Source organism: Micromonospora sp. NPDC003816, assembly GCF_042874705.1.
Taxonomy (GTDB): Bacteria; Actinomycetota; Actinomycetes; order Mycobacteriales; family Micromonosporaceae; genus Micromonospora.
Map to the genome: position 1 here is coordinate 242,780 of NZ_JBIANP010000002.1, position 26,001 is coordinate 268,780.

Consider the following 26,001-nt stretch of genomic DNA (forward strand, 5'->3'; position numbering starts at 1 on the left):
ATCCGCCGCCGTGCTATCAAGAGGCAATGGCGGCGGAGACCACTGACATCGACACCATCCGCGAGCAGGCTCAGCGCTGGCTCGCCGACGACCCAGACCCGGCCGACCAGGCGGAACTGCGAGCGGTGCTCGACCGACTGCCGGACAGCGCCGCCGAGCTGGCGGACCGCTTCGCCGGGCCGCTGACCTTCGGCACCGCCGGGCTGCGCGGCCCGCTGCGCGCCGGCCCCAACGGCATGAACCTCGCCGTGGTCACCCAGGCCGCCGCCGGGCTGGTCGCCTGGCTCGCCGCCGAGGGCGGCACCGGCCCGCTGGTCATCGGGTACGACGCCCGGCGCGGCTCCCGCGCGTTCGCCGAACAGACGGCCCGGGTCGCCACCGGGGCGGGTCGCCCGGCCCTGCTGCTCCCCCGCCCGCTGCCCACTCCGGTGCTCGCGTACGCGGTGCGGCAACTGGGTGCGGTCGCCGGGGTGATGGTGACGGCGAGCCACAACCCGCCGCAGGACAACGGCTACAAGGTCTATCTCGGTGCCGAGTTGGGCGGGGAGTCCGGCGCCGGAGCGCAGATCGTGCCGCCGGCCGACACCGGCATCGAGGCCGCCATCCGGGCGGTCGGCCCGCTGAGCCGGGTGCCACTCGGTCCCGGGGGCGAGGTGCTCGGTGACGACCTGGTGGCCGCTTACGTGGCACGGGCGGTGCAGGTGGTGTCGCCCGGCGGATCCCGCGACCTGACGGTGGCGTACACGCCGCTGCACGGCGTCGGCGCGGCGGTCCTCACCGCCGCCTTCGCCGCCGCCGGTTTCCCGGTGCCCGGCGTGGTCCCGGAGCAGGCCGAACCGGACGCGGACTTCCCGACGGTCAGCTTCCCCAACCCGGAGGAACCGGGCGCGGTGGACCTGCTGGTCGCGCTCGCCGACACCACCGGCGCGGATCTCGCCATCGCCAACGACCCCGACGCCGACCGCTGCGCCGTAGCGGTCCGGACCTCGGGCGGCGCGCCCTCTGCCCCCGTCGCGGGTGGGCCGAGCGGCGCAGCGGGCGGTGCGGGCTGGCGGATGCTGCGCGGGGACGAGGTGGGGGTGCTCCTCGCCGACCATCTGATGCGGCGCGGCGTGACCGGCCTGTACGCCACCACCATCGTCTCGTCGTCGCTGCTGCGGGCGATGTGCACCGCCCGGAACCTGCCGTACGGCGAGACGCTGACCGGGTTCAAGTGGATCGTGCGGGCCGGGGACGGCTCCGCGCCGCTGGTGTTCGGCTACGAGGAGGCGCTCGGCTACTGCGTCGCCCCCGACCACGTACGCGACAAGGACGGCATCACCGCCGCGCTGACCGTGGCCGAGTTGGCCGCCGACCTCAAGACCCAGGGCCGTACGCTCACCGACCGGCTGGACGAGCTGGCCGCCGAGTTCGGCGTCCACCACACCGACCAGCTCTCGGTCCGCGTCGACGACCTGCGGCTGATCGCCGACGCGATGGCCCGGATCCGGGCGGCCACCCCGGACACGCTGCTCGGCCAGCCGGTCACCGAGGCACAGGACCTGCTGCCCGAGGCGGACGTGATCATCCTGCGTACCGGGGCGGCCCGGGTGGTGATCCGGCCCTCCGGCACCGAGCCGAAGCTCAAGGCGTACCTGGAGGTGGTCGAGCAGGTCGCCGACGGTGACGTCGCAGCGGCCCGTACTCGCGCGGAGAGCGCCGTCGGAGAGTTGCGGCGCGAGGTTGCGCGGGCTTTAGGGATGTAAGGAAGGGCACCTTATTAACGCCTCGTGCATAGTAGGGGTCCCCTCCTAACACCCGAGCACAATCACCGAGCGCTACCGCTTGCCCGCGTTGCGCGTCGACAAATAGCATCACTCCATCAACCATCGCCATTTCCGCATCCGGCGGAAACGAGTTCGCAATACGTTTCCTCGACGGTGGAATTTGGTTGCATTCTGGAACTGAGGAGTGTTGCACGGTGCATGCAACGAACGGTTCGACCGTCCCGCGACGACAGCTCGGCAGGCTGCTCACCCAACTGCGGGTCGATGCCAGGGTCAGCATCGAGGCGGCAGCCGAGCAGTTGGACTGCTCGCGACAGAAGATCTGGCGGATCGAGCGCGGTCTCTCCCCGGCCAGGGGCCCGGACGTGCGCGTACTCTGCGAGCTTTACCAGGCCACACCCGACCAGGCGAGCGTGCTGGTCGGGCTCGCCGAGGTCAGCAAGGCCGAGGGATGGTGGCACGCGTACGGCCAGTCCATCCCCGCCTGGTTCTCGCTCTACATCGGGCTGGAGAACGTGGCGAGTAGCGTGCGCCACTACAACGCCGAACTGGTGCCGGGACTACTACAGACTCCCGAGTACGCCACCGCGCTCTTTCTTCTCAACCGGCCCGAATTGGGCGAGGAGGAACGAAAGAAGGCGGTCAACTTCCGGATCCAGCGGCAGGGACTACTGACCCGGCGCCTTCCACCCGCTCCGGAACTGACCGTGATGTTGAGCGAGGCGGTGCTGCGCCGCCCGGTGCCCGACCGGCCGGTGATGGCCGGTCAACTCCGCCACCTGCTTGCCGTCGGCCAACGGCACAACATCTCGATCCGCGTCCTGCCGCTCGCCGCCGGCCCGCCACTCGCCGCCGAGGCGGGCACTTTCGTGCTGCTCGACTTCCCGGATTCCCTGCTCGGAAGCCCGTCCGAACCGCCCACCGTCTATGTCGAAGGGCTCACCGGCGCGCTCTATCTCGACCAGCCGCACGAGATCGCCGCCTACGTACGGGTCTGGCGTGGGCTGGAATCCATCGCGCTCGGGGAGGGAGAATCGATGGAGCTCATCGATGCCATCCGGGGAGAGTGCTATGAGTGACCTGACCGGCGCGACGTGGCGCACCAGCACCCGCAGCGGCACCAACGGCGGCGACTGCGTCGAGGTCGCCGACAACCTGTCCGACGTCGTCGGCATCCGCGACAGCAAGGACCCGACCGGCCCGACCCTCACCGTCACGCCCACCGCCTGGTCCGCCTTCGTCACCGCCGTCCGCACCGAGCATCTGTCCCACTGACCCCTCACCCCACGTCGAGCGCCGCACGTCGGGCGTCGGGCGGCCGACGTCCGTCCGTCCGGCGTCGATCATGGAGTCGTGGCAGCCGCAGATGTGGACGTATCAACACAAACTCGCGACCACAACTCCATGATCGGCGCCCAGGACGTCGGCGGGGCAAGGCGACGACGCGGCAGGGCAGGAGGACGGCGCCGGGAGGGCGACGGCGAGGGCAGGAGGACGGCGGGGCGGGCGGGTCAGCGACGGGGGCCGAGAGCCGCCTGGACGGCGCGGCCCAGGGCGGCGACCACCAGGCCGACCGAGGGGCGGACCACGGAGCTTTCCAGGCCCACCTCGCCGGAGAAGCCGGCACCACTGGCGATCTCCTCCAACCGGCGGAGGGCCTCGGTGGCGTCCTCGCCGGTCGCCCCCAGCGCCGACTCCATCCGGAGTACGGCGACCAGCGTCGCCAGGGCGGCGGTCCGCTCGTCGGGTGCCTCACCGGTCAGCGCGGCGGCGAGCCGTTGGCGGGTCTCCGCCTCCACCGAGGGGTCCAGCACCGGGTAGCGGTGCACGTGGATGAAGCCCATCTCCGTCTCGTCGACGTCCCGGACCACCCCGTGTGCGCACAGGTCACCGAGGACCTTGTCGCGCAGACCGTGCCGCAGCCGCTGCACCCAGGAGGACGGGCTGTGCGGGGTGTCCGCCGCGATCCGGGACAGCACGTCGTCGGTGATCGGCTCGCCCGTCGGTGTCGCGTCGACCACCGTCAGAGCGCCTTCGGCGTACGCGATCCGGCCCGCCAGGGCCAGCTCGATCAACACGGCGGCGGCCATGCCCAGGTCGAGGCTGATCCGGGGCATGGTCGCCTTGCCGGTTTCGTCGTCGTACGCCAGCAGGAGCAGTTCCTCGGCGAGCGGAACACCAGTCATGGCCCGAGACGGTAGCCGCTCGATGCCACCGCCCGCACGACAAACCCGCCACCACGAGCGTGGGACGACGAAGGACGGATCAGAACCGGGGCATGCCGCCGAACTGGCGGTCCCCGGCGTCACCGAGACCGGGCACGATGAACATGCTGTCGTTGAGGCCGTCGTCGATCGACGCGGTGACCAGACGCAGCGGCAGGCCGGACCGCTCCAGCCGGGCGATGCCGGCCGGTGCGGCGAGTACGCAGAGCACCGTGATGTCGGTGCAGCCACGGTCGGCCAGCAGCCGGCAGCAGTGCTCCAACGAGCCACCGGTGGCCAGCATCGGGTCCAGGACCAGCACCGGCAGGCCGCTCAGGTCGCGGGGCAGCGACTCCATGTAGGCGCGCGGCTCGAAGGTCTCCTCGTCCCGGGCCAGCCCGACGAAGCCCATCGACGACTCCGGCAGCAGACCCAGCGCGGCGTCGGCCATGCCGAGACCGGCCCGCAGCACCGGCACCAGCAGCGGCGGGTTGGCCAGCCGGGTGCCCTCGGTGCCGGTCACCGGGGTCTGCACCGGGTACCGCTCGATCGGGAAGGAGCGCGCGGCCTCGTACACCAGCATGGTGGTGAGTTCGTGCAGCGCCGCCCGGAACGAGGCGGAATCGGTCCGTTCGTCCCGCATGGCGGTCAGCCGGGACTGGGCGAGCGGATGGTCAATGACGTGTACGTCCACGATCGCTCAACCTACCCGCCCCGGACCCCGGCGCACGGGCCCCGGCCCCGAGCAGCGACGTCGCTCACCCGGGACACCCGCCCGCCGTCATGATCAAGATCGGGTGGCTCCCGCCTGCGTAGACTTCGGCGCATGACGGCGACAGCGACGTCGGCCCGGTCGGACCTCTCCGAGCTGGGACGATCCGAGACCGCTCTGCGGACCTTCCTGCACGGCCTACCGGGCGTGGACCAGGTCGGCGCGGAGCAGCGGGCAGCCCAACTCGGCACCCGCTCCATCAAGACCACCGCCAAGGCACAGGCGATCGACCTCGCGATCCGAATGGTCGACCTCACCACGCTCGAAGGCGCGGACACCCCCGGCAAGGTACGCGCGCTCGCCGCCAAGGCGCTGCGCCCCGACCCGGCCGACCCCTCGTGCCCGCACGTCGGCGCGGTCTGCGTCTATCCCGCGATGGTCCCCCACGTGGCCGAGGTGCTGCGCGGCTCGAACGTGCACCTGGCCAGCGTGGCGACCTCGTTCCCGTCCGGTCAGGCGCCCTTGGAGATCAAGCTCGCCGACACCCGGGCCGCCGTCGAGGCGGGCGCCGACGAGATCGACATGGTGATCAACCGGGGCGCGTTCCTGGCCGGTCGCTATGCCAAGGTGTACGACGAGATCGTGGCGACCAAGGAAGCCTGCGGGGACGCCCACCTCAAGGTGATCCTGGAGACCGGCGAACTGGCCACATACGACAACGTGCGCCGGGCCTCCTGGCTGGCGATGCTGGCCGGCGGCGACTTCATCAAGACCTCCACCGGCAAGGTCCCGGTCGCGGCCACCCTGCCGGTGACGCTGGTCATGCTGGAGGCGGTCCGCGACTTCCGCGCCGCCACCGGTCGACAGGTCGGCGTGAAGCCGGCCGGCGGCATCAAGACCACCAAGGACGCCGTCAAGTACCTGGTCATGGTGAACGAGACCGTCGGGCCGGACTGGCTGGACCCGGACTGGTTCCGCTTCGGCGCCTCCAGTCTCCTCAACGACCTGCTCATGCAGCGCACCAAGCTGACGACCGGTGTCTACGCCGGTCCCGACTACTTCACCCTGGACTGAACGCGATGTTCGAATACGCACCCGCCCCCGAGTCGCGCTCGGTGGTGGAGATCAAGCCCTCCTACGGCCTGTTCATCGACGGCACCTTCGTCGACCCGGCCGACGGCGGCAGCTTCAAGTCGATCAGCCCCTCCTCGGAGGAGGTACTCGCCGAGGCCGCCGAGGGCGGCAGCCAGGACGTGGACCGCGCGGTCCGGGCCGCGCGGACGGCGTACGACAAGGTCTGGGGTCCGATGCCGGGCCGGGACCGGGCCAAGTACCTGTTCCGGATCGCCCGCCTCATCCAGGAACGCTCGCGTGAGCTGGCCGTGCTGGAGTCGCTGGACAACGGCAAGCCGATCAGGGAGTCCCGCGACGTCGACCTGCCGCTGGTCGCCGCGCACTTCTTCTACTACGCGGGCTGGGCGGACAAGCTGGAGCACGCCGGGTTCGGCGCGAACCCGCGACCGCTCGGCGTCGCCGCGCAGGTCATCCCGTGGAACTTCCCGCTGCTGATGCTGGCCTGGAAGATCGCCCCGGCGCTCGCCGCCGGCAACACGGTGGTGCTCAAGCCCGCCGAGACCACCCCGCTGACCGCGCTGCTCTTCGCCGAGATCTGCCAGCAGGCCGACCTGCCGGCCGGTGTGGTCAACATCGTCACCGGCGCTGGCGAGACCGGCCGCGCCCTGGTCGAACACGACGGCGTCGACAAGGTGGCGTTCACCGGCTCCACCGACGTCGGCCGGGCCATCGCCCGCGCCGTCGCCGGCACCGACAAGAAACTCACCCTGGAACTCGGCGGCAAGGCCGCCAACATCGTCTTCGACGACGCCCCCGTCGACCAGGCGGTCGAGGGCATCGTCAACGGCATCTTCTTCAACCAGGGGCACGTCTGCTGCGCCGGATCCCGGCTGCTGGTCCAGGAGTCCGTCGCCGAGCAGGTGTTGGAATCGCTCAAGCGTCGGATGGCGCTGCTGCGCGTCGGCGACCCGCTGGACAAGAACACCGACGTCGGTGCCATCAACTCCGCCGCCCAGCTCGCCCGGATCCACGAGCTGACAGAAGCCGGCGCCGCCGAGGGCGCGCAGCGCTGGTCACCGCCGTGTGAGCTGCCGGACCGTGGCTTCTGGTTCGCGCCGACCATCTTCACCGGCGTCACCCAGGCCCACCGGATCGCCCGCGAGGAGATCTTCGGCCCGGTGCTGTCCGTGCTGACCTTCCGCACCCCGGCCGAGGCCGTGGAGAAGGCCAACAACACGCCGTACGGGCTCAGCGCCGGAATCTGGACCGAGAAGGGTTCCCGCATCCTGTGGATGGCCGACCGGCTGCGCGCCGGAGTCGTCTGGGCCAACACGTTCAACAAGTTCGACCCCACCTCGCCGTTCGGCGGCTACAAGGAGTCGGGCTACGGTCGCGAGGGCGGCCGGCACGGGCTGGAGGCGTACCTCAATGTCTGAGCGGGTCGCGGTACGCAAGACGTACAAGCTCTTCATCGGCGGGAAGTTCCCGCGTAGCGAGTCGGGACGGTCGTATCTCGTGCAGGACTCCAACGTGTCGCTGGCCTCCCGCAAGGACGCCCGGGACGCCGTGGTCGCCGCCCGCGCCGCCGTGAAGGGCTGGGCCGGAGCGACCGCGTACAACCGGGGTCAGATCCTCTACCGCGTCGCCGAGATGCTGGAGGGCCGCCGCGACCAGTTCATCGGTCTCGGCGTACCCGCCGACGAAGTCGACGCCGCCACCGACCGCTGGGTCTGGTACGCGGGCTGGTCCGACAAGCTGCCGCAGGTGTACGGCGGCGCGAACCCGGTCGCCGGCCCCTACTTCAACCTCTCCGCACCCGAGCCGACCGGCGTGGTCGCCGTGGTGGCCCCGGAGAGCCCGGCCCTGCTCGGCCTGGTCAGCGTGATCGCTCCAGCGATCGTCACCGGCAACACCGTCGTGGTCGCCGCCTCCCCGGACGCGCCACTGGCCGCGATCACCCTCGCCGAGGTGCTCGCCAGCTCCGACCTGCCCGGCGGTGTCGTCAACATCCTCACCGGGCGGCTGCCGGAGACCGTACCCACGCTGGCCGCCCACATGGACGTCAACGCGATCGACCTGACCGGGGTCACCGACGCGGACCTGGCGGTCGACTCGGAGATGAAGGCCGCGGAGAACCTCAAGCGGGTACTCCGTCCGGTGGGCTCCGGGCACGACTGGTCGGCTGATCCGGGGCTCGGACGGATGACGGCGTTGCTGGAGACGAAGACGGTGTGGCATCCCAAGGGGGTGTGATTCCTTTTCTTGCTGTGGGGGTTTCCGGGGGGAGCCCACCCGCTCCGGGCGGTCAGGCTTGATCCCTGCGCGGGTGGGCTCCCCCCGGAAACCTGACCTGGGCGCGGTCGGAGGTCTGGTGGCGGCTTCGGGGTGCCGCCTTTCGCTGAGTCACCGGTTGCGGGGGTGTTCGCGGGGCGTGCGGGGAGCGGGTGTGGGAGGCGGGTGTGGGAGGCGGGTGCGGGGCGGGGGGTCTACTACGGGGGGTAGGATTCAGGGGTGACTCGGCTGGGGGATCTTGAGCGTGCGGTGATGGACGTGCTGTGGGACACGGTTCCCGCCGCGTCCGACGGGGTGACGGTGCGCGAGGTCGCCGACGTGCTGGCCGGGCGCGAGTTGGCGTACACGACGGTGATGACGGTGCTGGACCGGCTCGCCGGCAAGGGCATGGTGCAGCGCGAGCGGGAAGGGCGGGCCTGGCGCTATCGGGCCACCGCCAGCCGCGAGGCGTACATCGCCCAGATCATGCTCGACGCCCTGGACCTGGGTGGCAGCCGCGACGCGGCACTGGTCCGCTTCGCCCGCTCGGTGACGGGCACCGAGGCCGATGTCCTGCGGGCCGCGCTCTCCGCCGAGGCCGGGATGACCCCGGGTACGCCGGACGGGCCGGGCGACGGTGCGGCGTTGACCGATCAGGTCGAGGCACCCGCACCGGAACAGGCGATCCGACGGGACCGGACGACCCGGCCGGGTCGGGCCGACGAGACCGCGGAGCGGTAGGGGCGACGACGTGGCGCAGACCATGCACTTCGCCGCCGCGATGCTGGCCTGCTGGCTGATCGCGCAGGTACTCACCCGTTCCACCTGGACCTGGCGTACCCCTCGGGTCGCGATCCTCTGCTGGCAGGCGGTCGGCCTGGCCGCCGGCCTCTCCGCGGTGGGCCTGCCGATCGCAATCGGACTGGCCGCGTACGACCGGGGCACCGGCAGCGCGCTGCTGGCGCTCGCGAACGACCTGTGGCACAGCACGCTTCCGGTGGGCGTCGGCCCGGTGCACCTGGGGCTGGTCGGCGTCGGGTTCGGCATCGGCGCGGTGCTGCTGACCTCGACGGTACGCAGCATCCACGGCACGGTGCGCGCGCAGCGGCGGCACCGGGACCTGCTGGCTTTGGTGGCCCGGCAGGACCCCACCGTGCCCGGGGCGCTGGTGCTCGACCATCCGAGTGCGGCGGCGTACTGCCTGCCGGGAGTGAAGCCCCGGGTGGTGGTCAGCGCCGGCACGCTGAGTCTGCTCGACCGGGCCGAGCTGGAGGCGGTGCTGACGCACGAGCGGGCGCACGCCGAGGAGCGGCACGATCTGGTGCTGATGCCGTTCACCGCGCTGTGCCGGGCGTTGCCGTGGCTGCGCTGGGTGCACGAGGCGCACGAGCGGGTGTCGCTGCTGGTCGAGATGCGTGCCGACGACAAGGCTCGGGAGCTGCACGCGGAGGCTCCGCTGGCCGGTGCGCTGCGCCGGTTCGCCGCCGCCGAGAACCGGATCACGCCGGTCGGCACGCTCGGTCTGGGCGACCGGGACCTGGACGTACGGGTGCAGCGGCTGATGGTCGCGGAACGCCCCGCCCGGCTGATCGGTGCTACCGCGCTGACCGTGGCCACCACCGTGGCCGCCCTGCCCATCTCGCTGTTCCTGAGCTGACGACCGACGTGGTGTCCCGCGTACCCGCTCCGCGCTCGCGGGCGCTCGGCGCGTCCCGACTAGGCTGCCAGGCGATGTGCTGGCGGATTCTCCGGGGACGGACCGACGGTCGGGCACCGGTGCCCTGGTGAGCCGCCGCCCCTTCGACCCACGGCTGCTGCGCCGGGTCCCTGCGGCCCGACGCGACCTCGTGCTGCTCGCGCTGCTCGGGGTGCTCGCCGCCGGACTGGTCGTGGCGCAGGCGACCGCCCTGGCGATGCTCCTGGCGACCGCGTTCACCGGGCGGCTGGACCGCGTCGCGCTGGCCGGTCTGGTGGCCGCCGTCGCGGCCCGCGCGCTGGTGGTGTGGGCGCAGGGCGCGGTCTCGGCGCGGGCGGCGGCCACGGTGAAGGCCGCGCTGCGGGCCGATCTGCTGGGCGCGGTCGCCCGGCACGGTCCGGGCTGGGTCGCCGGCCAGCGGGCCGGACAGTTGGCCACGCTGGCGGGGCGTGGACTGGACGCGCTCGACGCCTACTTCACCGGTTACCTGCCGCAGCTCGTGCTGAGCGTCACGGTGCCGGTGGCGGTGCTCGGTCGGGTCGTCTTCGCCGACTGGAGTTCGGCGGTGATCATCGCGCTGACCCTGCCGCTCATCCCGATCTTCGGAGCGCTGCTCGGCTGGCAGGCCCAGGCCGCCACCGAACGGCAGTGGCGGCGGCTGTCCCGCCTCGGCGGGCACTTCCTGGACATGGTGGCCGGGCTGCCCACACTGCGGGCGTTCGGGCGGGCCCGCGCGCAGACCGACGCGGTGCGGCGGATGGCCGACGGGCACCGGGTCGCCACCATGCAGACCCTGCGGATCGCCTTCCTCTCCGCCCTGGTGCTGGAGCTGGTGGCCACCCTGTCGGTGGCGCTGGTCGCGGTCCCGGTCGGTCTCCGCCTGCTCGACGGCGGGCTGGCACTCCAGACCGCGCTGCTGGTGCTGCTGCTCACCCCGGAGGCGTACCTGCCGTTGCGGGCCGCCGGCAGCCGGTTCCACGCCAGCATGGAGGGCCTCACGGCGCTGGACGAGGCGCTCACGCTCTCCGGTTCCGCGCCGACGCCCGTACCCCGTTCCGGTGCGTCGCCCGACGGGCGCGGCGAGATCCGGTTCGAGGCGGTGACGGTCGCGTACGAACGCACCACCGCGCTGCGGGACGTGTCGCTGACCATCCGGCCCGGCGAGCGGGTGGCGATCATCGGCCCGAGCGGCGCCGGTAAGAGCACCCTGCTCGGGCTGCTGCTCGGCTTCGTCGCACCGACCACCGGGCGGGTCACCGTCGGCGGTGTCGACCTGGCCGGCGCGGACGCCGACGAGTGGCGTCGACAGGTGGCCTGGGTGCCGCAGCGGGCCCACCTGTTCGCCGCGTCGCTGGCCGACAACATCCGCCTCGGCCACGCCGACGCCGCGCCGGAGGCGATCACCGCAGCGGTGCGCGACGCGGCGCTGGACGAGGTGGTCGCCGCGCTGCCCGACGGGTTGGACACCGGGCTCGGCGAACGCGGGCACGGCCTGTCCAGCGGCCAGCGGCAGCGGGTGGCGCTGGCCCGGGCGTTCCTGCGGGACGCACCGGTGGTGCTGCTCGACGAACCGACCGCCCGCCTGGACGCCGCCGCCGAGGCGGCGGTGCTGTCGGCCACCCGTCGACTGGTGACCGGACGGACCGCGCTGCTGGTCGCACACCGCCCCGCGCTGCTGGAGGACGCCGACCGGATCCTGCGGGTGGAGGACGGTCGGGTCACCGAGCTGACCCCGCAACCGGCCGGGGAGGCCCGATGAGCACTGCTCCGGCCACCACGACCCGCCGTGTCGACTCGTCGCCCGAGGCGGCCGTACTCCGGTTGGCCCGGCCGTACCTGCGACGGCTGGTCGGAGCGGGACTGCTCGCGGCGGCCACCGAGTTCGCCGCCCTCGCCCTGATGGCCACCGCCACCTGGCTGTTGATGACCGCCGCCGGTCGGCCGGAACTGGACCGGCTCACCGTGGCGATCGTCGCGGTGCGGGCGCTCGCGGTGAGCCGGGGCGTGCTGCGCTACACGGAACGGCTGGCCGGGCACGACGCGGTGCTCCGGCTCGTCACCGACGTCCGGGCCCGGGTGTTCGCCACGCTCGCCGCCCGACGGGGTGCCCCGCCGCGCACCGGAGACGCGCTCAGCCGTCTGGTCTCCGATGTGGAGGCGGTGCAGGACCTGCTGCTGCGGGTGCTCGTCCCGGCCGCCGCCGCGGCGACGGTGAGCCTGGTGGCCGTCGGCCTGACCGCACTGATCTCGCCGCCGGCCGCGCTCACCCTCGCCGTCGGCCTGCTGATCGCCGCCGTGGGCCTGCCGCTGCTGGCCACCGCGTTGACCCGGCGGGCCGCCGCCGAGATGGCACCACTGCGCGGTGCCCTCGCCACCGACGCGGTCGACCTGACCCACGGCGCCGCCGACCTGGCCGCCTTCGGTGCCACCGCCGGCGCGCTCGACGCCGCCGGTGGGCGGGCCCGCCGTCTCGCCCGGCTGGAGCGGCGGCTCGCCGCGCGCGGCTTCGCCGTCGACGCCCTCGGGGTGCTGGTCGCCGGGCTCACCGCCGGTGCCGTGGTGGTCGTGGCGCTGCGGACCGACGTGTCCGGCGCGTGGATCGGGGTGTTGGCGGTCGGCACGCTGGCCGCCGTGGAGATCGCCCTCGCGCTGGTCGGTGCCGCCCGGCAGTGGACCGGTCTGCGCTCCGGACTGGCCCGGGTCGCCCCGCTGCTGACGCCGGCCGCCGAGAGCCGCGACACACCGGCCGCCGCCGGGGAGCCGACCGGTGGGCGGGACAACCCGTCGACGGAGCGGCGCGACGTCCCCCGGGTACGGTTCGAGGAGGTCACGGTCCGTTACCGGGCCGGGGTGCCCGCCGCGCTCGACCGGTTCGACCTCGACCTGCCACCCGGCCGCCGGATCGCGGTGGTGGGCCCGAGCGGGGCCGGCAAGAGCACCCTCGCCGCCGTGCTGACCGGTGCGGTACGCCCGGACAGCGGTCGGGTGGGTCTGGACGGCCACGACGTGTCGACGTACCCGCCGGAGGACCTGCCGAGGGCGGTCGGCGGGCTGCTCGCCGAGGCGTACGTCTTCCACGCCACCGTCCGGGACAACCTGCTCCTCGGCCGCCCCGACGCCGACGAGGCAGCACTGGCCGCCGCCACCGAGGCCGCCGGCCTGGCGGACTGGGTACGGGCGCAACCGGAGGGCTGGGACACCGTGGTCGGCGAGGAGGGTGGGCAGCTCTCCGGTGGTCAACGGCAGCGGTTGGCGCTGGCCCGCGCGTTGCTCGCCGCGCCCGGCGTACTGGTGCTGGACGAGCCGACGGAGGGTCTCGACCCGGTCGCCGCCGACGAGGTGCTCGCCTCCACCCTGGCCGCCACGCCGGCCGGGCATTCGGTGCTTCTGATCACGCATCGACTCACCGGTCTCGACGGGCTCGACGAGGTGCTGGTGCTCGACGCCGGGCGGGTGGTCCAGCGGGGACCACACGCGGACCTGGTCGACGCCGAGGGCTGGTACCGCGACCAGTGGGTGGTGCAGCAGGCCGCCGAGCACGGTTACCTCGCGCTCTCCGGCCCGCACCGGCCCTGACCTGTGCGGCGCGTCACCGATGCCGGGCCGACCGGCACCGGCCGGCGACGGCGCGGCGTACGGGTTGTCGGGACCGCCATCGGGGTGCGGGCACCGATTACCCAGAGCAGCCCATTAGGGTATGTGCCCAGAGTCACTCATCGACATCGAGTCGGTGAGTGGGCAGCCCGACGCACACGGAGGTCACCGTGGCCCGCCAGTCGCCCCAACGGCCGGACGCCGACGAGCCCGAGCTCGATGACACCACCGGCCCCGCCAAGCCGGACGCCACCGAGCCGGAGGCCGTCGCCGAGCCGGACCCCGCCGAGCGGGAGGCCGACGACGAGTCGTCGGACGTCGAGGAGGCGGACAGCGCGGCGGCCCAGGCGTCCCGCGCCCTCTGGGACGAGCTGCGGATCGACCCGATCGAGGTCGCTCTGCCCGCCGGCACCGGCTTCACCCTGCGGGCCTACCGGCCGGCCCGTGAGTTGACCCCGACCGACGTCGCGGAACGCGACGCCGACGACCCGTTCCTGGCCCGTCGGCAGGTCGTCGAGACCGACGACGAGGACGACGACGTCGTGATCCTCGACGAGGACGTCGCCCGGGAGTTCGCCGAGAGCGACGAGGACGAGAAGCAGGACAAGGACGAGGAGTCGGGCAAGTCCGCCTCGGGCAAGTCCACCTCGAAGAAGGACTCCGACGCCGACGAGGACGCCGACGAGAAGGCGGACGACGACGGCGACGAGGAAGTCCCCGTCTTCCTGAGTCACCGGGGACGGCTGCTGCTGTTCAAGACCCCGGAATCCCTGGTCAGCTTCGTCCGTTCCGGTGCGCCCAACGATATGTCCCAGCTGGACAGCTGGAATGAATTGTCCGAACGGGTGGAACCGGCGGACATCGCCCCGCTCGAGGAGGACGTCTACGAGCTCGATCTGGTAGTGGAGAACCTGCGGGGTGGCCACGACAGCTGGGCTCCGACGCTGCTCATCGAGGCGGGCGAGGTCGCTCGCGACCTGTCGTACGCGCTGCGCCTGCCCGCCGTGCTCGACATGCTGTCCAGCGGCTCCAGCCTCGACGATCTGGACGACGCGCTACGCGCGTCTGTCAAGGGCGGCATCGGCGGATTCCTCGGTCGACGTAAGCTGAAGAAAATTGGGGCACAAACCGCAAGTCTGGGTTGGCGGACCATTGTCGGAAAGATCTCTGCGGTCGTGGACTGGCGCGACTGACGCGCACCAGGGAGCATCAGTCTCTGGCAGAGAAGACCCTGTGTTCCGGGAGGAGGACGACGCCGTGGCGCTCGTGCGCGTGTACTGCGGTCTGGCCTCGGCGGATCCGGCTGGCCGACCGGTCTCGGCCGGTTCGACGCTGACGTCCGCTGTGGTCGACGACGCAGGCCGTCTGCTGCATGTCTGCGAGGTGAGCGACGACCCGGCGGGTTACGCCCGGCTGGTCACGCTGCTCGTGGAGCGCTCAGGCGGGCCGAGCGGTGCGGCGATTGCCGCCGACAGTGACGACCACACCGTCACCTCGCTGCTCAGCGCCGCCGGTCGTCCGCTGGCGATCGCCGACGACGACTCGGTCGACGACTTCGCCGAGCGGTTCGCCGACGACGACTCCTTGGAGGAGATGCAGGCCCCGCCGGCCGTCCGACGGGCTGTCGGACTGGCTCGCGCCCTCCAGGCCGGCGCCCTCTCCGCGGTGACCCTGCCGGCACCCCGGGACCTCGCCGGTTACAAGCAGGTGCTCGCGGCGCACGCCGCCCTGGCCGCCGGCCGGCACTCCGCCGCAGCCGCGCTGCGCGAGGTGCTGCGCGAGCTCTACCCGGCCGCGTTGCGGGCCTACCCGGATCCGGCCGAGTCGATCCCGCTGGCGGTGCTGGACGCGCTGCCCGAGCCGGGCATGCTCACCGACGCCGCAGGACGCGGTCGTGACGCGGCGGTCACCGCCGACGCCGTCACCGCCCAGCTCGCGGCCGAGGGCGCGGGCGAGGCGGACGCGATCGACGAGGCGGTCACCGCGCTTCGGGTGGCGATCTCCGAGACGCCGCGCCGGTCCACGGTCAACCGGGCCCTCACCTCCGCCGCCGCCGAGACGATCCGACAGGCGGTCGCCTCGGTCCGGGCCTGCGACGCCGGTTGCGAGGCGCTGGTCGGCGCCCTGCACGCCCGCACCGCTCCCCCCGCTCACCCCGCACCGGCCGTCGGACGCCGGGCCGCCGCCCGACGGGGCGAGCCGGTGGGCGAGCTGCCCTCCACCGCCGCCGCGCCCGCTCCGGCTCCCGCCCCCGGTCTGCGCCCGGTCCGGCCCACCGGGCCCGAACCGGCCGGTGGTGGCCGCCGCAGTCGGCCCGAGCCGCAGCCCGGCAGCGGTCCCGCGTCGCCGCGTCCGCTCGGTCCGCCGCCGGTCGCCCCGGCACCGGTCGCACCGCCGCCCGTCGCACCCATGCCGCTGACGCCGGCTGCGATGTCCGGCCCGCCCGTCTCCGCGCCGTCGACGCACGCCGAGCCCGGCCCGTCGCGCATCGACGGCCCGACGAACCGTCCGATCTCGACGCCGCCCCCGCCGCCGCCCGGCATCACGCCGATCGCGCCCTCGCAGCGCGGGACGGTGCCGCCCGCCGAGGCCGGCGAACCGTTCCGGCCGACACTCACCACCGCAGCGATCAACAGCGCGCGGGCCGAACGGCAGCGCACGATCATCCCGCCGCGTCCGAAGACCAACGGCGAACCGCCGACCGGCGGGTTCAGCGCCACCGACCTCAGCGTTCCGGTGCCGGCGCCCCGACCCGATCAGGAGCCGACGGCACCCCCGGGGTCGCGGGCCAACTGGCCGCTGGTGAACAACCCGGAGAACCCGGCGGACGTCACCTCGCCGCTCAATCCGGTGGTCACCTCCGCCTACGACGACCGGAAGCGGCACGAAGCACCGCAGCCCCCCGCCGACCTCGGTGCGGAGCGTCGGGTGACCCCGCCGTGGCTCGCCGACGACCTGCCGCCCGAGCCGCCGGTGCTGCGACTGGTCGAGCCGCCGCCGCTGGCCGACCGTGCCCTGCGCAGCTCCGCCGAGTCGGCCCAGGAGACCCCGCCGCTGCGGCTGGTCGACCGGGGTGACCCGGCACGTGGCGGGCGTCCGGTGGAGCGGTTGGACCTCACCCCGCCGGCGCGCCGCGCGGAGCCGCCGGTGGAGCACCGGCCGCCGCCCGTCCCCGACGAGGGCGACGGCGACCTGTTGATCTTTGCTCAGGCCAGGTCCGCCTGGTTCGTCGGGCACGGCGAGAGCGCCGACCTGGAGTGGTCCAGCCTGGCCGACACCGGTTGGGAGGCCGCCGAGCAGGCCGCCCGTCCGGCGGTGGGTGCCGAGACCGGGGCCGGGTTGCCCAAGCGGGTGCCGCAGGCCAACCTCGTGCCCGGCTCGCCGCTGCGCGAGGAGCGTCCGCTGCGCATCGTCCGGGACGCGGCCAGCCTGGCCGAGAACACCACCGGCTACTTCCGCGGCTGGCGTCGCGGGCAGGAGATCGGCGGTTTCGCGGTCGGCGGGCGACCGGGCCGGGAGTCCGCCGGTGGCTGGGACTTCACCCGGGACTCCGGCGAGCGCGACGACGACCGGGAGTACGAGTACCGTTCCGCCGGCTACCGGTCCTGACGCCTGCCACAACCCCGCTCACCTGCGTTTTTTCACCCACGCCCGGTTGATTCGACATCGAGTCGACCGGGCGTGTGCATGACCAACGCACCAACCCCGCAGGTCATGATCGTGCACCGCGTGCCGCCGGGGTGGAGGTGGTCCGCACGGTAGGGCTCCCCGTGTCATTCGCCGGCGTCATCCACGCCGCCCAGCGCGCCGTGACGGCCCGATCGGACGCCGTGGTGATCCCGGGGACATCAGCCCGCTCCGGAGCCGCCACACGCACGCTGCGCAGTCTCGCGGTCCACCCGACGTGGCCTGGAACCGCCCGAGCTGAGCGGTCGGCCGGGCGGCCCCGACCGAGCCGCCGAACCTCCGGCCGGGCTGCGGACAGCATTGCGCGCCCGGTGCCCTCCTGGTCGGCACCGGGCGCGGCAGCCGATCGTCAGGCGGGAGCGACGGCCCGGGTACGGCGCATCGTGAGCACGTACTCGACCAACGAGATCAGCACGTGCTTCGTCGACTCGCGGTTCCGGGCGTCGCAGGCCACCACCGGCACGTCGCTGGAGATAGCGAGCGCCTCCCGGACGTCCTGCGGATCGTGGTACTGCATGCCGTCGAAGCAGTTGATGGCCACCAGGTACGGCAGCCGCCGGTGCTCGAAGAAGTCGATCGCCGCGAAGCAGTCCGCCAACCGGCGGGTGTCCACCAGCACGACCGCGCCGATCGCGCCCCGGACCAGTTCATCCCACATGAACCAGAAACGGGTCTGACCCGGCGTACCGAAGAGGTACAGGATCAGGTCACGATCGATCGAGATACGACCGAAGTCCATGGCCACCGTGGTCGTCGTCTTACCCGGCACCTGCCGGGTATCGTCGACGCCGACACCGGCGGACGTCATGATGGCCTCGGTGGTCAGCGGCGTGATCTCCGAGACCGAGCCGACCAGCGTCGTCTTGCCGACGCCAAATCCACCGGCGATAACGATCTTCGCCGACGTCACGCGCCCGCTCGGGGTCGGCGGACGGTGCGACATGTCAGAGCCTGCGAAGTCCACTCAGCACCCTCTCCAGCAATTCAGTGCCCACCGCGTCGTCCGAGTCGTCCAGGATGGTCGGCTCGTGGATAGCGACCAGGCCGTCCGTCGCCATGTCGGCGATGAGCACCCGGGCCACGCCGAGCGGAAGTTGCATACGCGCCGCGATCTCAGCGAGCGACTGCACACGTCCGTCACACAGCGCAGCGATGTACTGGTGCTCTCGGCCTTGCCCGCCGTTGCCTGTGGCAACGGCCCGACCGCGCACCGTGGTCTCGACCAGCGCCTCCAGGGCGATGTCGAGGCGAGGACGGGTACGACCGCGGGTCACGGCGTATGGACGGACCAAAGCGCCGGTCGGCTCGTCACGATCGGCCATGTCGCCGCTCACCTCCTTCGTCCCCGGCACCGGCTCGCACCGGCGCTACTCCTCGTAAGTCGTGTTCGCGCCTCACCCGCCCCACCGGCTGGCGCGACGCTCAGCCCATCATCCCGACGGCGGTACGTGGCGCCGGAGTCAGCGCATCGCCCACCCGGTCCACGAGCAGAGCCATCTCGTACCCGACCTGTCCCACGTCGCTGGCACGCGCGGCGAGGACCGCGAACGACGAGCCGTCGGAGATCGACATCAGGAACAGGAAGCCGTTGTCCATCTCGACCACGGTCTGCAGCACCGCCCCTCCCTCGAAACAGCGGGCGGCACCCTGGGTCAGGCTGACCAGGCCGGAGGCAATGGCCGCCAGCTGGTCCGCCCGGTCCCGCGGAAGGTCTCGTGACGACGCCAGGAGCAGGCCGTCCGCGGAGACGGCGACCGCGTGCGCGACACCGGGTACCCGATCGGCGAAGTTGGCCAACAGCCAACCGAGATCCTGCGTACTAGTCATCCTTCTTGCTCCTTCTGCCCGCTCCCGGCCACCGGGCCTGAGCCAGACTGCGAGGATTGCTGCCCGCCCGAAGTTCCCTCCGGGCCGGTCGGGTTGCTGTCCGACGGGTGGTTACGTCCCCGTTGGACACCCCGGTGGTAGGCGGAGAGCAGACCGCGCACCGACTCGGGGTTGCGTTTCTGCACCGTGGCCGCCGGCTTCTCGACCGCACCCGGCACAAGCTGGGCCATCGGCGTCCGCTTCGGCAGCCCGGTCTGCGTGGTGGCGGCCGCCGCCGGCGCCTGGCTGGCCGCGCTGGCGGCCCGCCAACCGTCGTCGGCCGCGGTCTGCCACACATTATCCTGCGGCGCGGACCGGTACGAGGGCCTGTTCTCGCCGCCACCGCTGGGACGGAACCCGCCGTTCCCGCCGGACGCGGCTGCGGCCGTCGGTGCCTCTGCCATCGGCGGCTTGGCTGCCGGCGCGGCCGGAGGCTGCGGCGCGGGCCGACCCGGGTCGATCGCGGTGATCTGCTGGGTCGTGGCGCCGTTGGCCGCCGGCTGGCGGGCGCCGGCCGACTCCTCCGGCCCCGGACGACGGGTGCGGAACCACGCGGACTCCAGCTCCCGGAAGATCGGCAGCTCCATCGTCTCGTCCGCGTACCGCTGCCGGTTCTGGGCCTGCGGCGGCGTGGGCGTGGTCGGCTGGGGCTGCGGCGCCGAGGTCGGCCAGGCGGACGGCGTCTGCTGCGGCGTCTGACGCGACACCCGAGGCAGTTCGGTGGTCATGTCCAGCGCGGCGGCCAGTCGCTCGGGCACCGCCGGGGCGGCCGTCTCCCCGGCGACCGGCGGCCAGGCCGGCGGCGCCGAGGGCTGCTGGTATCCGGTGCCCGGCGAGACGGGCCGCTGCGGCAACCCGCCCGGCGCACCCGAGACCGGCGAACCGGAGACCGGGTGCCCGGAGACCGGGGCGCCGGAGACCGGCGGCGCGGAGTACGGCGTACCCGAGACCGGCGGCGACGAGACCGGCGGCACCGGCGGCGCGGACACCGCGGGCGGCGCGTAGGGAGCCGCCTCCGGGCTGCTCGGAAGCTGACGCGGGATGTTCGGCTGCTGCCCCGAGGGCGGCTCGTCGGTGTGGCGACGCTGCGGCAGCGGGTCGTGCGACGACCCGTTCGGGTTCCGCGGGGCGAAGTTGTTGCCCCCCGGGACGCCGCTGGCACCGGTCAGGTCCGACCAGGCGGGCAGGTTGCCCGCGCCGGCCATGAAGCCGGGTGCACCGGCACCGTTGCGGCTGGCCGGGTCGAAGGGTCGGCCGCCCAGGGTCACCTGGTTGCCGGAGCCACCGGGACGCTGCGTGGGAACCTGCGGCATGCCCGGACCGTGGCCGTTGTGACCCGCCGGCGGCATGCCACCGAACGTGGGGGCCGGGCCGGGCTGGGGGGCGGCAGGAGGCAGCGCGGGGTGCTGCTGCCCACGGCCGGAGAGCGCACGCGGCACCAGCACGGTCGGCGGCAACGTGACGTCGGCGACGGTGCCCCGGTCGTTGCCGGGACGCAGCTCCACCCGGACGGCGTGCCGGGACGCCAGCCGGGCGACCACGACCAGGCCCATCATCCGGGAGACCGCGACGTCCACCTGCGGCGGCGTGGCGAGGCGCTCGTTGAGGTCGGTCAACTGCTCCGCGCTGATGCCGATGCCGCGGTCCTCGACGTACAGCGTGGCGCGGTCACCGACCCGGCGGGCCTCCACCAGCACCTGGGAGTCCGGCGGAGAGAACGCGGTCGCGTTGTCGAACAGCTCGGCGACCAGGTGGACCAGGTCGTTGACGGCGTGCGCGGCGACCTCGATGTCCCGGTCGATGACGCCGAACTCGATCCGGGTGTAGTGCTCGACCTCGGACTGGGCCGCCCGGAGCACGTCGATCAGCGCGGCGGGCTCCCGCTGGACACGGGTCGAGTCGGCACCGGCGAGGACCAGGAGGTTCTCGTCGTTACGGCGCATCCGGGTGGCCAGGTGGTCGAGCTGGAACAGCTCGGCCAGCCGGTCCGGGTCCTCCTCGCCGCGCTCCAGCCGGTCGAGGTGGCCGATCAGCCGGTCGACCAGGATCTGGGAACGGCGGGCGAGGTTGACGAACATGGTCGCGACGGACGCCCGCAGGGCGGCCTGCTCGGCGGCGGTCCGGACCGCCTCCAGGTGGACGGCGTTGAACGCCTCGGTCACCTGCCCGAACTCGTCCTTGCTGCGCACCGGCAGCGGCTCGGCGATCTGGTTGGCGAGCTGCATCGGCGAGAGCTGGCCGGTGACCTGCGGGTCGCGCAGCCGGGCCACCGCCTGGGGAAGGCCGTACTGGGCGATGGAGAGCGCGCCCTGTCGGAGGTCACGCAGCGAACGGGCCATCGAGCGGGCCACCAGGAACGCCAGGAAGATAGCGAAGAGCAGCGTGGTCAGCAGCAGGCCGGTCTCCAGGAACACCTGCCGCTGCACGTCGGAGCGGAGGGTGGCGGCCTCGGCGGCGACGTCCGAGTCGAACTTGGACTCCACCGACCGGATCAGCCGACCGTTGGCGACCAGCGCCGTGTCCCACTGCTCCGGCGTGAAGTCGAGTCCGCCGAGGGTGTCCGAGGTGTCGGCGTTGACCTGGCTGATGTAGATCGTCGCCTCACGCCGGTCACCACCACCGACGGTCTGGGCGTGGAACTCCGCCTCGGCCTCGGTGGCGACCGCGTTGAAGCTCTGCTGCGCCTGCTGCTGGCCGGTCTCGCTGGAGATGTAGTCGGTGCGCAGGGTCGAACTCATGCCGCCCTGGATCATGGCGCGGTGCACGACCACCCGGCGGACGGAGAGCCACTCCTTCTCCCGCGCGACGGCGGCGGAGGCACGCATCCGGTCGCTCAGGTCGTTGTCACCGGCGAGCTGGCTGGCCGAGTCCCGCACGGAGAGCAGCTGGTTGATCAGCTCATCGTACGACTGGAGCGTGTCGGTGATCTTGAACTTGCCGTTGATCACCTGGCTCCGGGTGCCCGGCAGGTCACCGAGGCGCTCGTCGATCGCCGTCAACAGATCCTGAAGGCTGGGCGGCAGGTCGGTGAGGTCGGAGCGCTGCGACGAGTAGGGATCCGTGGCCCGGTCGACGGCGCCCGCGACATCGGTGTAGCGCGCGGAGGCGTTCTTCTTCGCCTCCGACTCGGCCTGCCCGGCCGACTGCGGCGGCACGCCGAGGAGCAGGACGGCAGCCGTCCGCTCGTCCTGCAGACCGTCCACCAGGGCACCGGAGTGCCCGATGAGTTCCGCGAGGTCGCCGGCCCGGTTGGCGTCACTGAGCGAGTCCAGGTGGTCGACCAGACCGCTCGTGCCCACGACGACCGTGGCGATGGTCGGCACGATCATGATGAGACCGAGCTTGGACCAGATCGGCATGTCGCGGAGCCGACCGACCGGTCGACCCATACGCGACAGGAAGGAGCCTGCCGTCTTCGGTCGTTTGCTCACGTCACCGCCCTCGTGATTGCAGCGTCCGCGTTGTCTTGCGGACAACGCCCAGCAGCCGACCCGGCGGGTCGGACCATCCGAGATTCCATCACGCCTCTCCGGAAAGAGAAAGCCCAGGTTGGCCCCAGCCAAAGGTGTGATGAGATGTTGACGCAATTTGATCGCGGTCCGTCTGTTCGGAGTCACTGAAGGTAATGAAGCCCCCGCACCGAGTCGTCCTGCTCGCCGGCCCCTCCGGCTCCGGGAAGTCGTACGTAGCGCGACAAACCGGCCTGCCAGTGCTCTGTTTGGACGATTTCTACAAGAATGGCGATGACCCATCGTTACCACGCCGAGACGGCCAGATCGACTGGGAGTCGCCCGCCTCGTGGGACGCCGAAACAGCCGTTGAGGTGATAACCCGACTGGCGATGGACGGTCGGGCAGACGTCCCGGTATACGCCATCAATGAGGACCGCCGGGTGGCCAATCGGCCGTTCGAGCTGGCCGACTCGCCACTTTTCGTGGCCGAAGGGATCTTCGCCGCGGAGATCGTCGAGGAGTGCCGACTCCGGGGCGTGCTCGCCGGGGCGTACGCGCTGCGCCGACCGCGCGGGGCGACCTTCCTCCGTCGACTGGCCCGCGACCTGGCCGAGCAGCGCAAGGGCCCCCGGGTGCTGCTGCGCCGGGGCGTGACGCTGCTGCGGGCCGAGCCGGCCGTGCTGCGCCGCCAGACCGGACTGGGCGCGGAGGCCGCCCGCGCCCGGGAGATCCTGCGTCAGGTCGCCGGTCTGCACCGCCCCGGCCACCCACCGGCCCGGTGAGCCGGCGCCGCAGACTCAGGCCAGCAGCTTGGCGTACGCGGGCTTGATGACCTCGTCGATGATCCGGAGCCGCTCGTCGAACGGGATGAAGGAGCTCTTCATCGCGTTGATGGTGAACCACTGCACCTCACGCCAGCCGTAGCCGAACGCCTCGCAGAGCAACGCCATCTCCCGGGACACCGAGGTGCCGCTCATCAGCCGGTTGTCGGTGTTCACGGTGACCCGGAACCGCAGGTCACGCAGCAGCCCGATGGGGTGCTCGGCGATCGACGCGACGGCACCGGTCTGCACGTTGGACGACGGGCAGAGCTCCAACGGGATCCGCTTGTCCCGCACGTACGCGGCCAGCCGGCCGAGCACCGGCTCCGCGCCGACGGTGATGTCGTCCACGATGCGTACGCCGTGGCCCAGCCGGTCGGCTCCGCACCACTGGATCGCCTGCCAGATGGAGGGCAGCCCGAACGCCTCACCGGCGTGGATCGTGAAGTGGAAGTTCTCCCGCTGGAGGTACTCGAAGGCGTCCAGGTGCCGGGTGGGCGGGAAACCGGCCTCGGCACCGGCGATGTCGAACCCCACCACCCCGTGGTCGCGATGGCGAACCGCCAGCTCCGCGATCTCCTGCGAGCGCGCCGCGTGCCGCATCGCGGTGAGTAGCGTGCCGACCCGGATCGGCGTACCGGCCTCGGCGGCGAGCGCGCTGCCCTCGACGAACCCGGCCAGCACCGCCTCGACCACCTCGTCCAGGCTCAGATTGCGTTCCAGGTGCTGCTCCGGGGCGAAGCGCACCTCCGCGTAGACCACCCCGTCCGCGGCGAGGTCCAGTGCGCACTCCCGGGCCACCCGGCGCAGCGCCGGAGCGGTCTGCATCACGGCCACGGTGTGCGCGAACGTCTCCAGGTAGCGCTCCAGCGAACCCGAGTCGGCCGCCGCCACGAACCAGCGCCCCAGCTCCGCCGGGTCGGTGGTGGGCAGCTCGTGACCGACCTCGGCGGCCAGCTCGACGATCGTCGCGGGCCGCAGACCGCCGTCCAGGTGGTCGTGCAGCAACGCCTTCGGCGCCTTGACGATGTCCTCATACCCGATGTTCGCGGCCATGACCAGACCCTAGTCCGCAGCGGACCGCTGGGTACGCTCGGGAGCGTGGATCTGGCCTGCGACCTGCTGTGGTGATGGAAACTCGCGTCGTCGAGCGGCTGCGTTGCCCGGTCTGCGCAGACCCACTGGGCGAGGTCTCCGCCGGTGCCGCCGGCACGTTGACGTGTCCGCGTCGGCACAGCTTCGACATCGCCCGGCAGGGCTACGTCAACCTGCTCGCCGGCCGCGCCCCGCACGGCGGGGACAGCGCGGAGATGGTCGCCGCACGGGCGGACTTCCTCGCCGCCGGCCACTACGACCTGATCTCCGCCGCCCTCGCCGAGGCCGCCACCCGCGTCACCGGGCAGGCCGCCACCCCGCACCCAGGTGTCCCGCGCTGCCTTTGCTCTGCTTCAACGGACGCACCGGTTTCCGGGCGTGTCTGTTGCGCCGAGGTAAGCAGAGCAAAGGGGCCGCACCAGGATGTCCCGACCGACGACGTCGGGGCGTACCCGCTGGTGGTGGAGGCGGGCGCCGGCACCGGTCGGCACCTCGCCGCGGTGCTGGCGGCGCTGCCGGCGGCCGTCGGTCTCGCCCTGGACGTCTCCAAGCCCGCGCTGCGCCGGGCAGCCCGGGCGCACCCCCGGATCACCGCGGCGGTCGCCGACACCTGGCAGCGTCTGCCGCTGGCGGACGCGTCGACGGCGCTGCTGCTGAACGTCTTCGCGCCCCGCAACGGCGCCGAGTTCCACCGGGTCCTCGCACCGACCGGGCGGCTGCTGGTGGTGACGCCGGCCGTCGACCACCTCACCGAGCTGGTCGACGCGCTCGACCTGCTCCGGGTCGACCCGGCCAAGGCGGACCGGGTCGCCGCCGGCCTCGGCGGGCACTTCGTCGAGGAGTCGCACACCGCGCACCGACAGGAGCTGCGCCTGACCGGTGCGGACGTGCGGACACTCGTCGGCATGGGCCCGAGCGCCTGGCACACCGACCCGGCCGGGCTGGCCGACCGGATCACCGCCCTCGGCGAGCCGGTCCGGGTGACCGTCTCGGTCCGGCTCGGCGTGTACCGCCCGCGTCCCTAGGTGGAGAGGTCGACCTCTTCCCAGCCCGGGGGCTCGTCGTGGTACGGCCCGCGCAGCATCACCGCCCACTCCAGCGCCCAACGGCGCTGGCCGATGGCGTTGGCGTCCACCAGCCCCGGCAACAACCGCCCGGCCCGGCTCACCTCCAGGTACGCCCAGTCCAGGCAGTAGTGCAGGTCGAGCAGGGCTGCGGCGTCGGCCGGATGCTGCGGCGCGGTCAGGATGCGGGCCTGCCAGCGCCGGAAGGTCTCCCCCTCGACGATGTTCGGCAGACGCTCCACCAGCCGCTCGTCCACCGGCAGCGTGGGATCGAGCTGCTTGGTCAGGCCGAGCACCCAGGTCAGGGCGAAGAGCGCGTCGTGGTGCAGCACGAACGAACGGTGGTCGCCCTTGGCGCCGGTGACGAACTGGAACTCCGGTGGGGTGACCATCTCCAACAGGTGCGACGCGAGCAACCAGCTCATCGCCGCCTGCGGCGGCATACCGAAGCAGCGCGCCTGGATCAGGTGCAGGACGGCGATCCGCGCCTCGACCTCCGAGGTCGGCCGCAACTCGATCTCGTCGCCGGGCTCCCACACCAGCGGGAACTGCGGTGGCGGCAGTGGCAGCCGCAGCCGGGACAGCTCCTCCAGGCTCGCTTCACGCACCTCGCGAGGGTCGGGGGCAGGCACGATCACGGCAACATCCCTGTCTGGTCATGATGTCTCGGGCGCCGATTGTCCCCCCTGGCCTGCGAGG

22 protein-coding genes are annotated in these 26,001 nt (G+C 72.6%); 14 read left to right on the forward strand and 8 right to left on the reverse strand.

What is annotated here, in order from left to right:
- Window positions 1-26: 26 nt before the first annotated feature.
- From ACFYTT_RS07350 to ACFYTT_RS07360, 3 genes are all read left to right on the forward strand, one after another.
- Window positions 27-1,745: a phospho-sugar mutase gene (locus tag ACFYTT_RS07350; RefSeq protein WP_387258044.1), complete on the forward strand. Its 1,719-nt coding sequence runs from the start codon at window positions 27-29 to the stop codon at window positions 1,743-1,745.
- Window positions 1,746-1,960: 215 nt separating this feature from the next.
- Window positions 1,961-2,845, forward strand: a complete 885-nt coding sequence (locus tag ACFYTT_RS07355) for a helix-turn-helix domain-containing protein (protein ID WP_387258045.1) — start codon at window positions 1,961-1,963, stop codon at window positions 2,843-2,845.
- Complete coding sequence (locus ACFYTT_RS07360) at window positions 2,838-3,041, forward strand: DUF397 domain-containing protein (protein ID WP_176092543.1); 204 nt, start codon at window positions 2,838-2,840, stop codon at window positions 3,039-3,041. The genes ACFYTT_RS07355 and ACFYTT_RS07360 overlap by 8 nt, the downstream gene beginning before the upstream one ends.
- A 236-nt stretch (window positions 3,042-3,277) precedes the next feature.
- Here ACFYTT_RS07360 and ACFYTT_RS07365 read toward each other — a convergent pair whose 3' ends face one another.
- Complete coding sequence (locus tag ACFYTT_RS07365; RefSeq protein WP_176092542.1) at window positions 3,278-3,952, reverse strand: GPP34 family phosphoprotein; 675 nt, start codon at window positions 3,950-3,952, stop codon at window positions 3,278-3,280.
- 79 nt (window positions 3,953-4,031) lie between these two features.
- Complete coding sequence (upp, locus tag ACFYTT_RS07370) at window positions 4,032-4,664, reverse strand: uracil phosphoribosyltransferase (protein ID WP_131054595.1); 633 nt, start codon at window positions 4,662-4,664, stop codon at window positions 4,032-4,034.
- A gap of 132 nt (window positions 4,665-4,796) precedes the next feature.
- Between upp and deoC the strand changes: the two genes are divergently transcribed.
- From deoC to ACFYTT_RS07415, 9 genes are all read left to right on the forward strand, one after another.
- Window positions 4,797-5,756: a deoxyribose-phosphate aldolase gene (gene deoC / locus ACFYTT_RS07375; protein WP_387258046.1), complete on the forward strand. Its 960-nt coding sequence runs from the start codon at window positions 4,797-4,799 to the stop codon at window positions 5,754-5,756.
- A gap of 5 nt (window positions 5,757-5,761) precedes the next feature.
- Window positions 5,762-7,192, forward strand: a complete 1,431-nt coding sequence (locus ACFYTT_RS07380; RefSeq protein WP_387258047.1) for an aldehyde dehydrogenase family protein — start codon at window positions 5,762-5,764, stop codon at window positions 7,190-7,192.
- Window positions 7,185-8,009 carry an aldehyde dehydrogenase family protein gene (locus ACFYTT_RS07385; protein WP_387258048.1) on the forward strand — a complete coding sequence of 275 codons (825 nt, stop codon included), beginning with the start codon at window positions 7,185-7,187 and terminating at the stop codon, window positions 8,007-8,009. The genes ACFYTT_RS07380 and ACFYTT_RS07385 overlap by 8 nt, the downstream gene beginning before the upstream one ends.
- A 258-nt stretch (window positions 8,010-8,267) precedes the next feature.
- Window positions 8,268-8,768, forward strand: coding sequence for a BlaI/MecI/CopY family transcriptional regulator (locus tag ACFYTT_RS07390; protein WP_176092538.1), 501 nt, complete (start codon window positions 8,268-8,270; stop codon window positions 8,766-8,768).
- A 22-nt stretch (window positions 8,769-8,790) separates the two neighbouring features.
- Window positions 8,791-9,684, forward strand: a complete 894-nt coding sequence (locus ACFYTT_RS07395) for a M56 family metallopeptidase (protein ID WP_387258643.1) — start codon at window positions 8,791-8,793, stop codon at window positions 9,682-9,684.
- A gap of 127 nt (window positions 9,685-9,811) precedes the next feature.
- Window positions 9,812-11,482 (forward strand): thiol reductant ABC exporter subunit CydD, encoded by a 1,671-nt coding sequence (cydD, locus tag ACFYTT_RS07400; protein ID WP_131054601.1) that lies wholly within the window; start codon window positions 9,812-9,814, stop codon window positions 11,480-11,482.
- Window positions 11,479-13,299 (forward strand): thiol reductant ABC exporter subunit CydC, encoded by a 1,821-nt coding sequence (cydC, locus tag ACFYTT_RS07405; protein ID WP_387258049.1) that lies wholly within the window; start codon window positions 11,479-11,481, stop codon window positions 13,297-13,299. The genes cydD and cydC overlap by 4 nt, the downstream gene beginning before the upstream one ends.
- Window positions 13,300-13,457: 158 nt before the next feature.
- Entirely contained in the window at window positions 13,458-14,510 is a 1,053-nt protein-coding gene (locus ACFYTT_RS07410) for a DNA primase (RefSeq protein ID WP_131057309.1), read from the forward strand.
- A 40-nt stretch (window positions 14,511-14,550) separates the two neighbouring features.
- A complete protein-coding gene (locus ACFYTT_RS07415) occupies window positions 14,551-16,926 on the forward strand; it encodes a transposase (RefSeq protein ID WP_387258050.1) in 2,376 nt (791 codons plus the stop codon).
- A gap of 427 nt (window positions 16,927-17,353) precedes the next feature.
- Here the strand turns inward: ACFYTT_RS07415 and ACFYTT_RS07420 are convergent, their stop codons facing one another.
- From ACFYTT_RS07420 to ACFYTT_RS07435, 4 genes are all read right to left on the reverse strand, one after another.
- Entirely contained in the window at window positions 17,354-17,947 is a 594-nt protein-coding gene (locus tag ACFYTT_RS07420; RefSeq protein ID WP_117228677.1) for an ATP/GTP-binding protein, read from the reverse strand.
- 1 nt (window position 17,948) lies between these two features.
- The gene (locus ACFYTT_RS07425) at window positions 17,949-18,326 is read right to left on the reverse strand and encodes a DUF742 domain-containing protein (protein ID WP_131057170.1); all 378 of its coding nucleotides are present in this window, start codon (window positions 18,324-18,326) and stop codon (window positions 17,949-17,951) included.
- Window positions 18,327-18,426: 100 nt separating this feature from the next.
- Window positions 18,427-18,831, reverse strand: coding sequence for a roadblock/LC7 domain-containing protein (locus tag ACFYTT_RS07430; RefSeq protein ID WP_131057168.1), 405 nt, complete (start codon window positions 18,829-18,831; stop codon window positions 18,427-18,429).
- The gene (locus tag ACFYTT_RS07435) at window positions 18,828-22,301 is read right to left on the reverse strand and encodes a nitrate- and nitrite sensing domain-containing protein (RefSeq protein ID WP_387258051.1); all 3,474 of its coding nucleotides are present in this window, start codon (window positions 22,299-22,301) and stop codon (window positions 18,828-18,830) included. The genes ACFYTT_RS07430 and ACFYTT_RS07435 overlap by 4 nt, the downstream gene beginning before the upstream one ends.
- A 461-nt stretch (window positions 22,302-22,762) precedes the next feature.
- On the opposite strand from ACFYTT_RS07435, the gene ACFYTT_RS07440 reads away from it, so the two are divergent.
- On the forward strand, window positions 22,763-23,104 hold the full coding sequence (locus ACFYTT_RS07440; protein WP_254876712.1) for a hypothetical protein: 342 nt from the start codon (window positions 22,763-22,765) through the stop codon (window positions 23,102-23,104).
- A 15-nt stretch (window positions 23,105-23,119) separates the two neighbouring features.
- On the opposite strand, the gene ACFYTT_RS07445 is transcribed toward ACFYTT_RS07440, so the two are convergent.
- Window positions 23,120-24,199, reverse strand: a complete 1,080-nt coding sequence (locus ACFYTT_RS07445; protein ID WP_357211655.1) for an adenosine deaminase — start codon at window positions 24,197-24,199, stop codon at window positions 23,120-23,122.
- A gap of 74 nt (window positions 24,200-24,273) precedes the next feature.
- On the opposite strand from ACFYTT_RS07445, the gene ACFYTT_RS07450 reads away from it, so the two are divergent.
- The gene (locus ACFYTT_RS07450) at window positions 24,274-25,263 is read left to right on the forward strand and encodes a putative RNA methyltransferase (RefSeq protein WP_176092532.1); all 990 of its coding nucleotides are present in this window, start codon (window positions 24,274-24,276) and stop codon (window positions 25,261-25,263) included.
- Here ACFYTT_RS07450 and ACFYTT_RS07455 read toward each other — a convergent pair.
- A complete protein-coding gene (locus tag ACFYTT_RS07455; protein WP_387258052.1) occupies window positions 25,260-25,940 on the reverse strand; it encodes a DUF4272 domain-containing protein in 681 nt (226 codons plus the stop codon). The genes ACFYTT_RS07450 and ACFYTT_RS07455 overlap by 4 nt on opposite strands.
- Window positions 25,941-26,001: the final 61 nt, after the last annotated feature.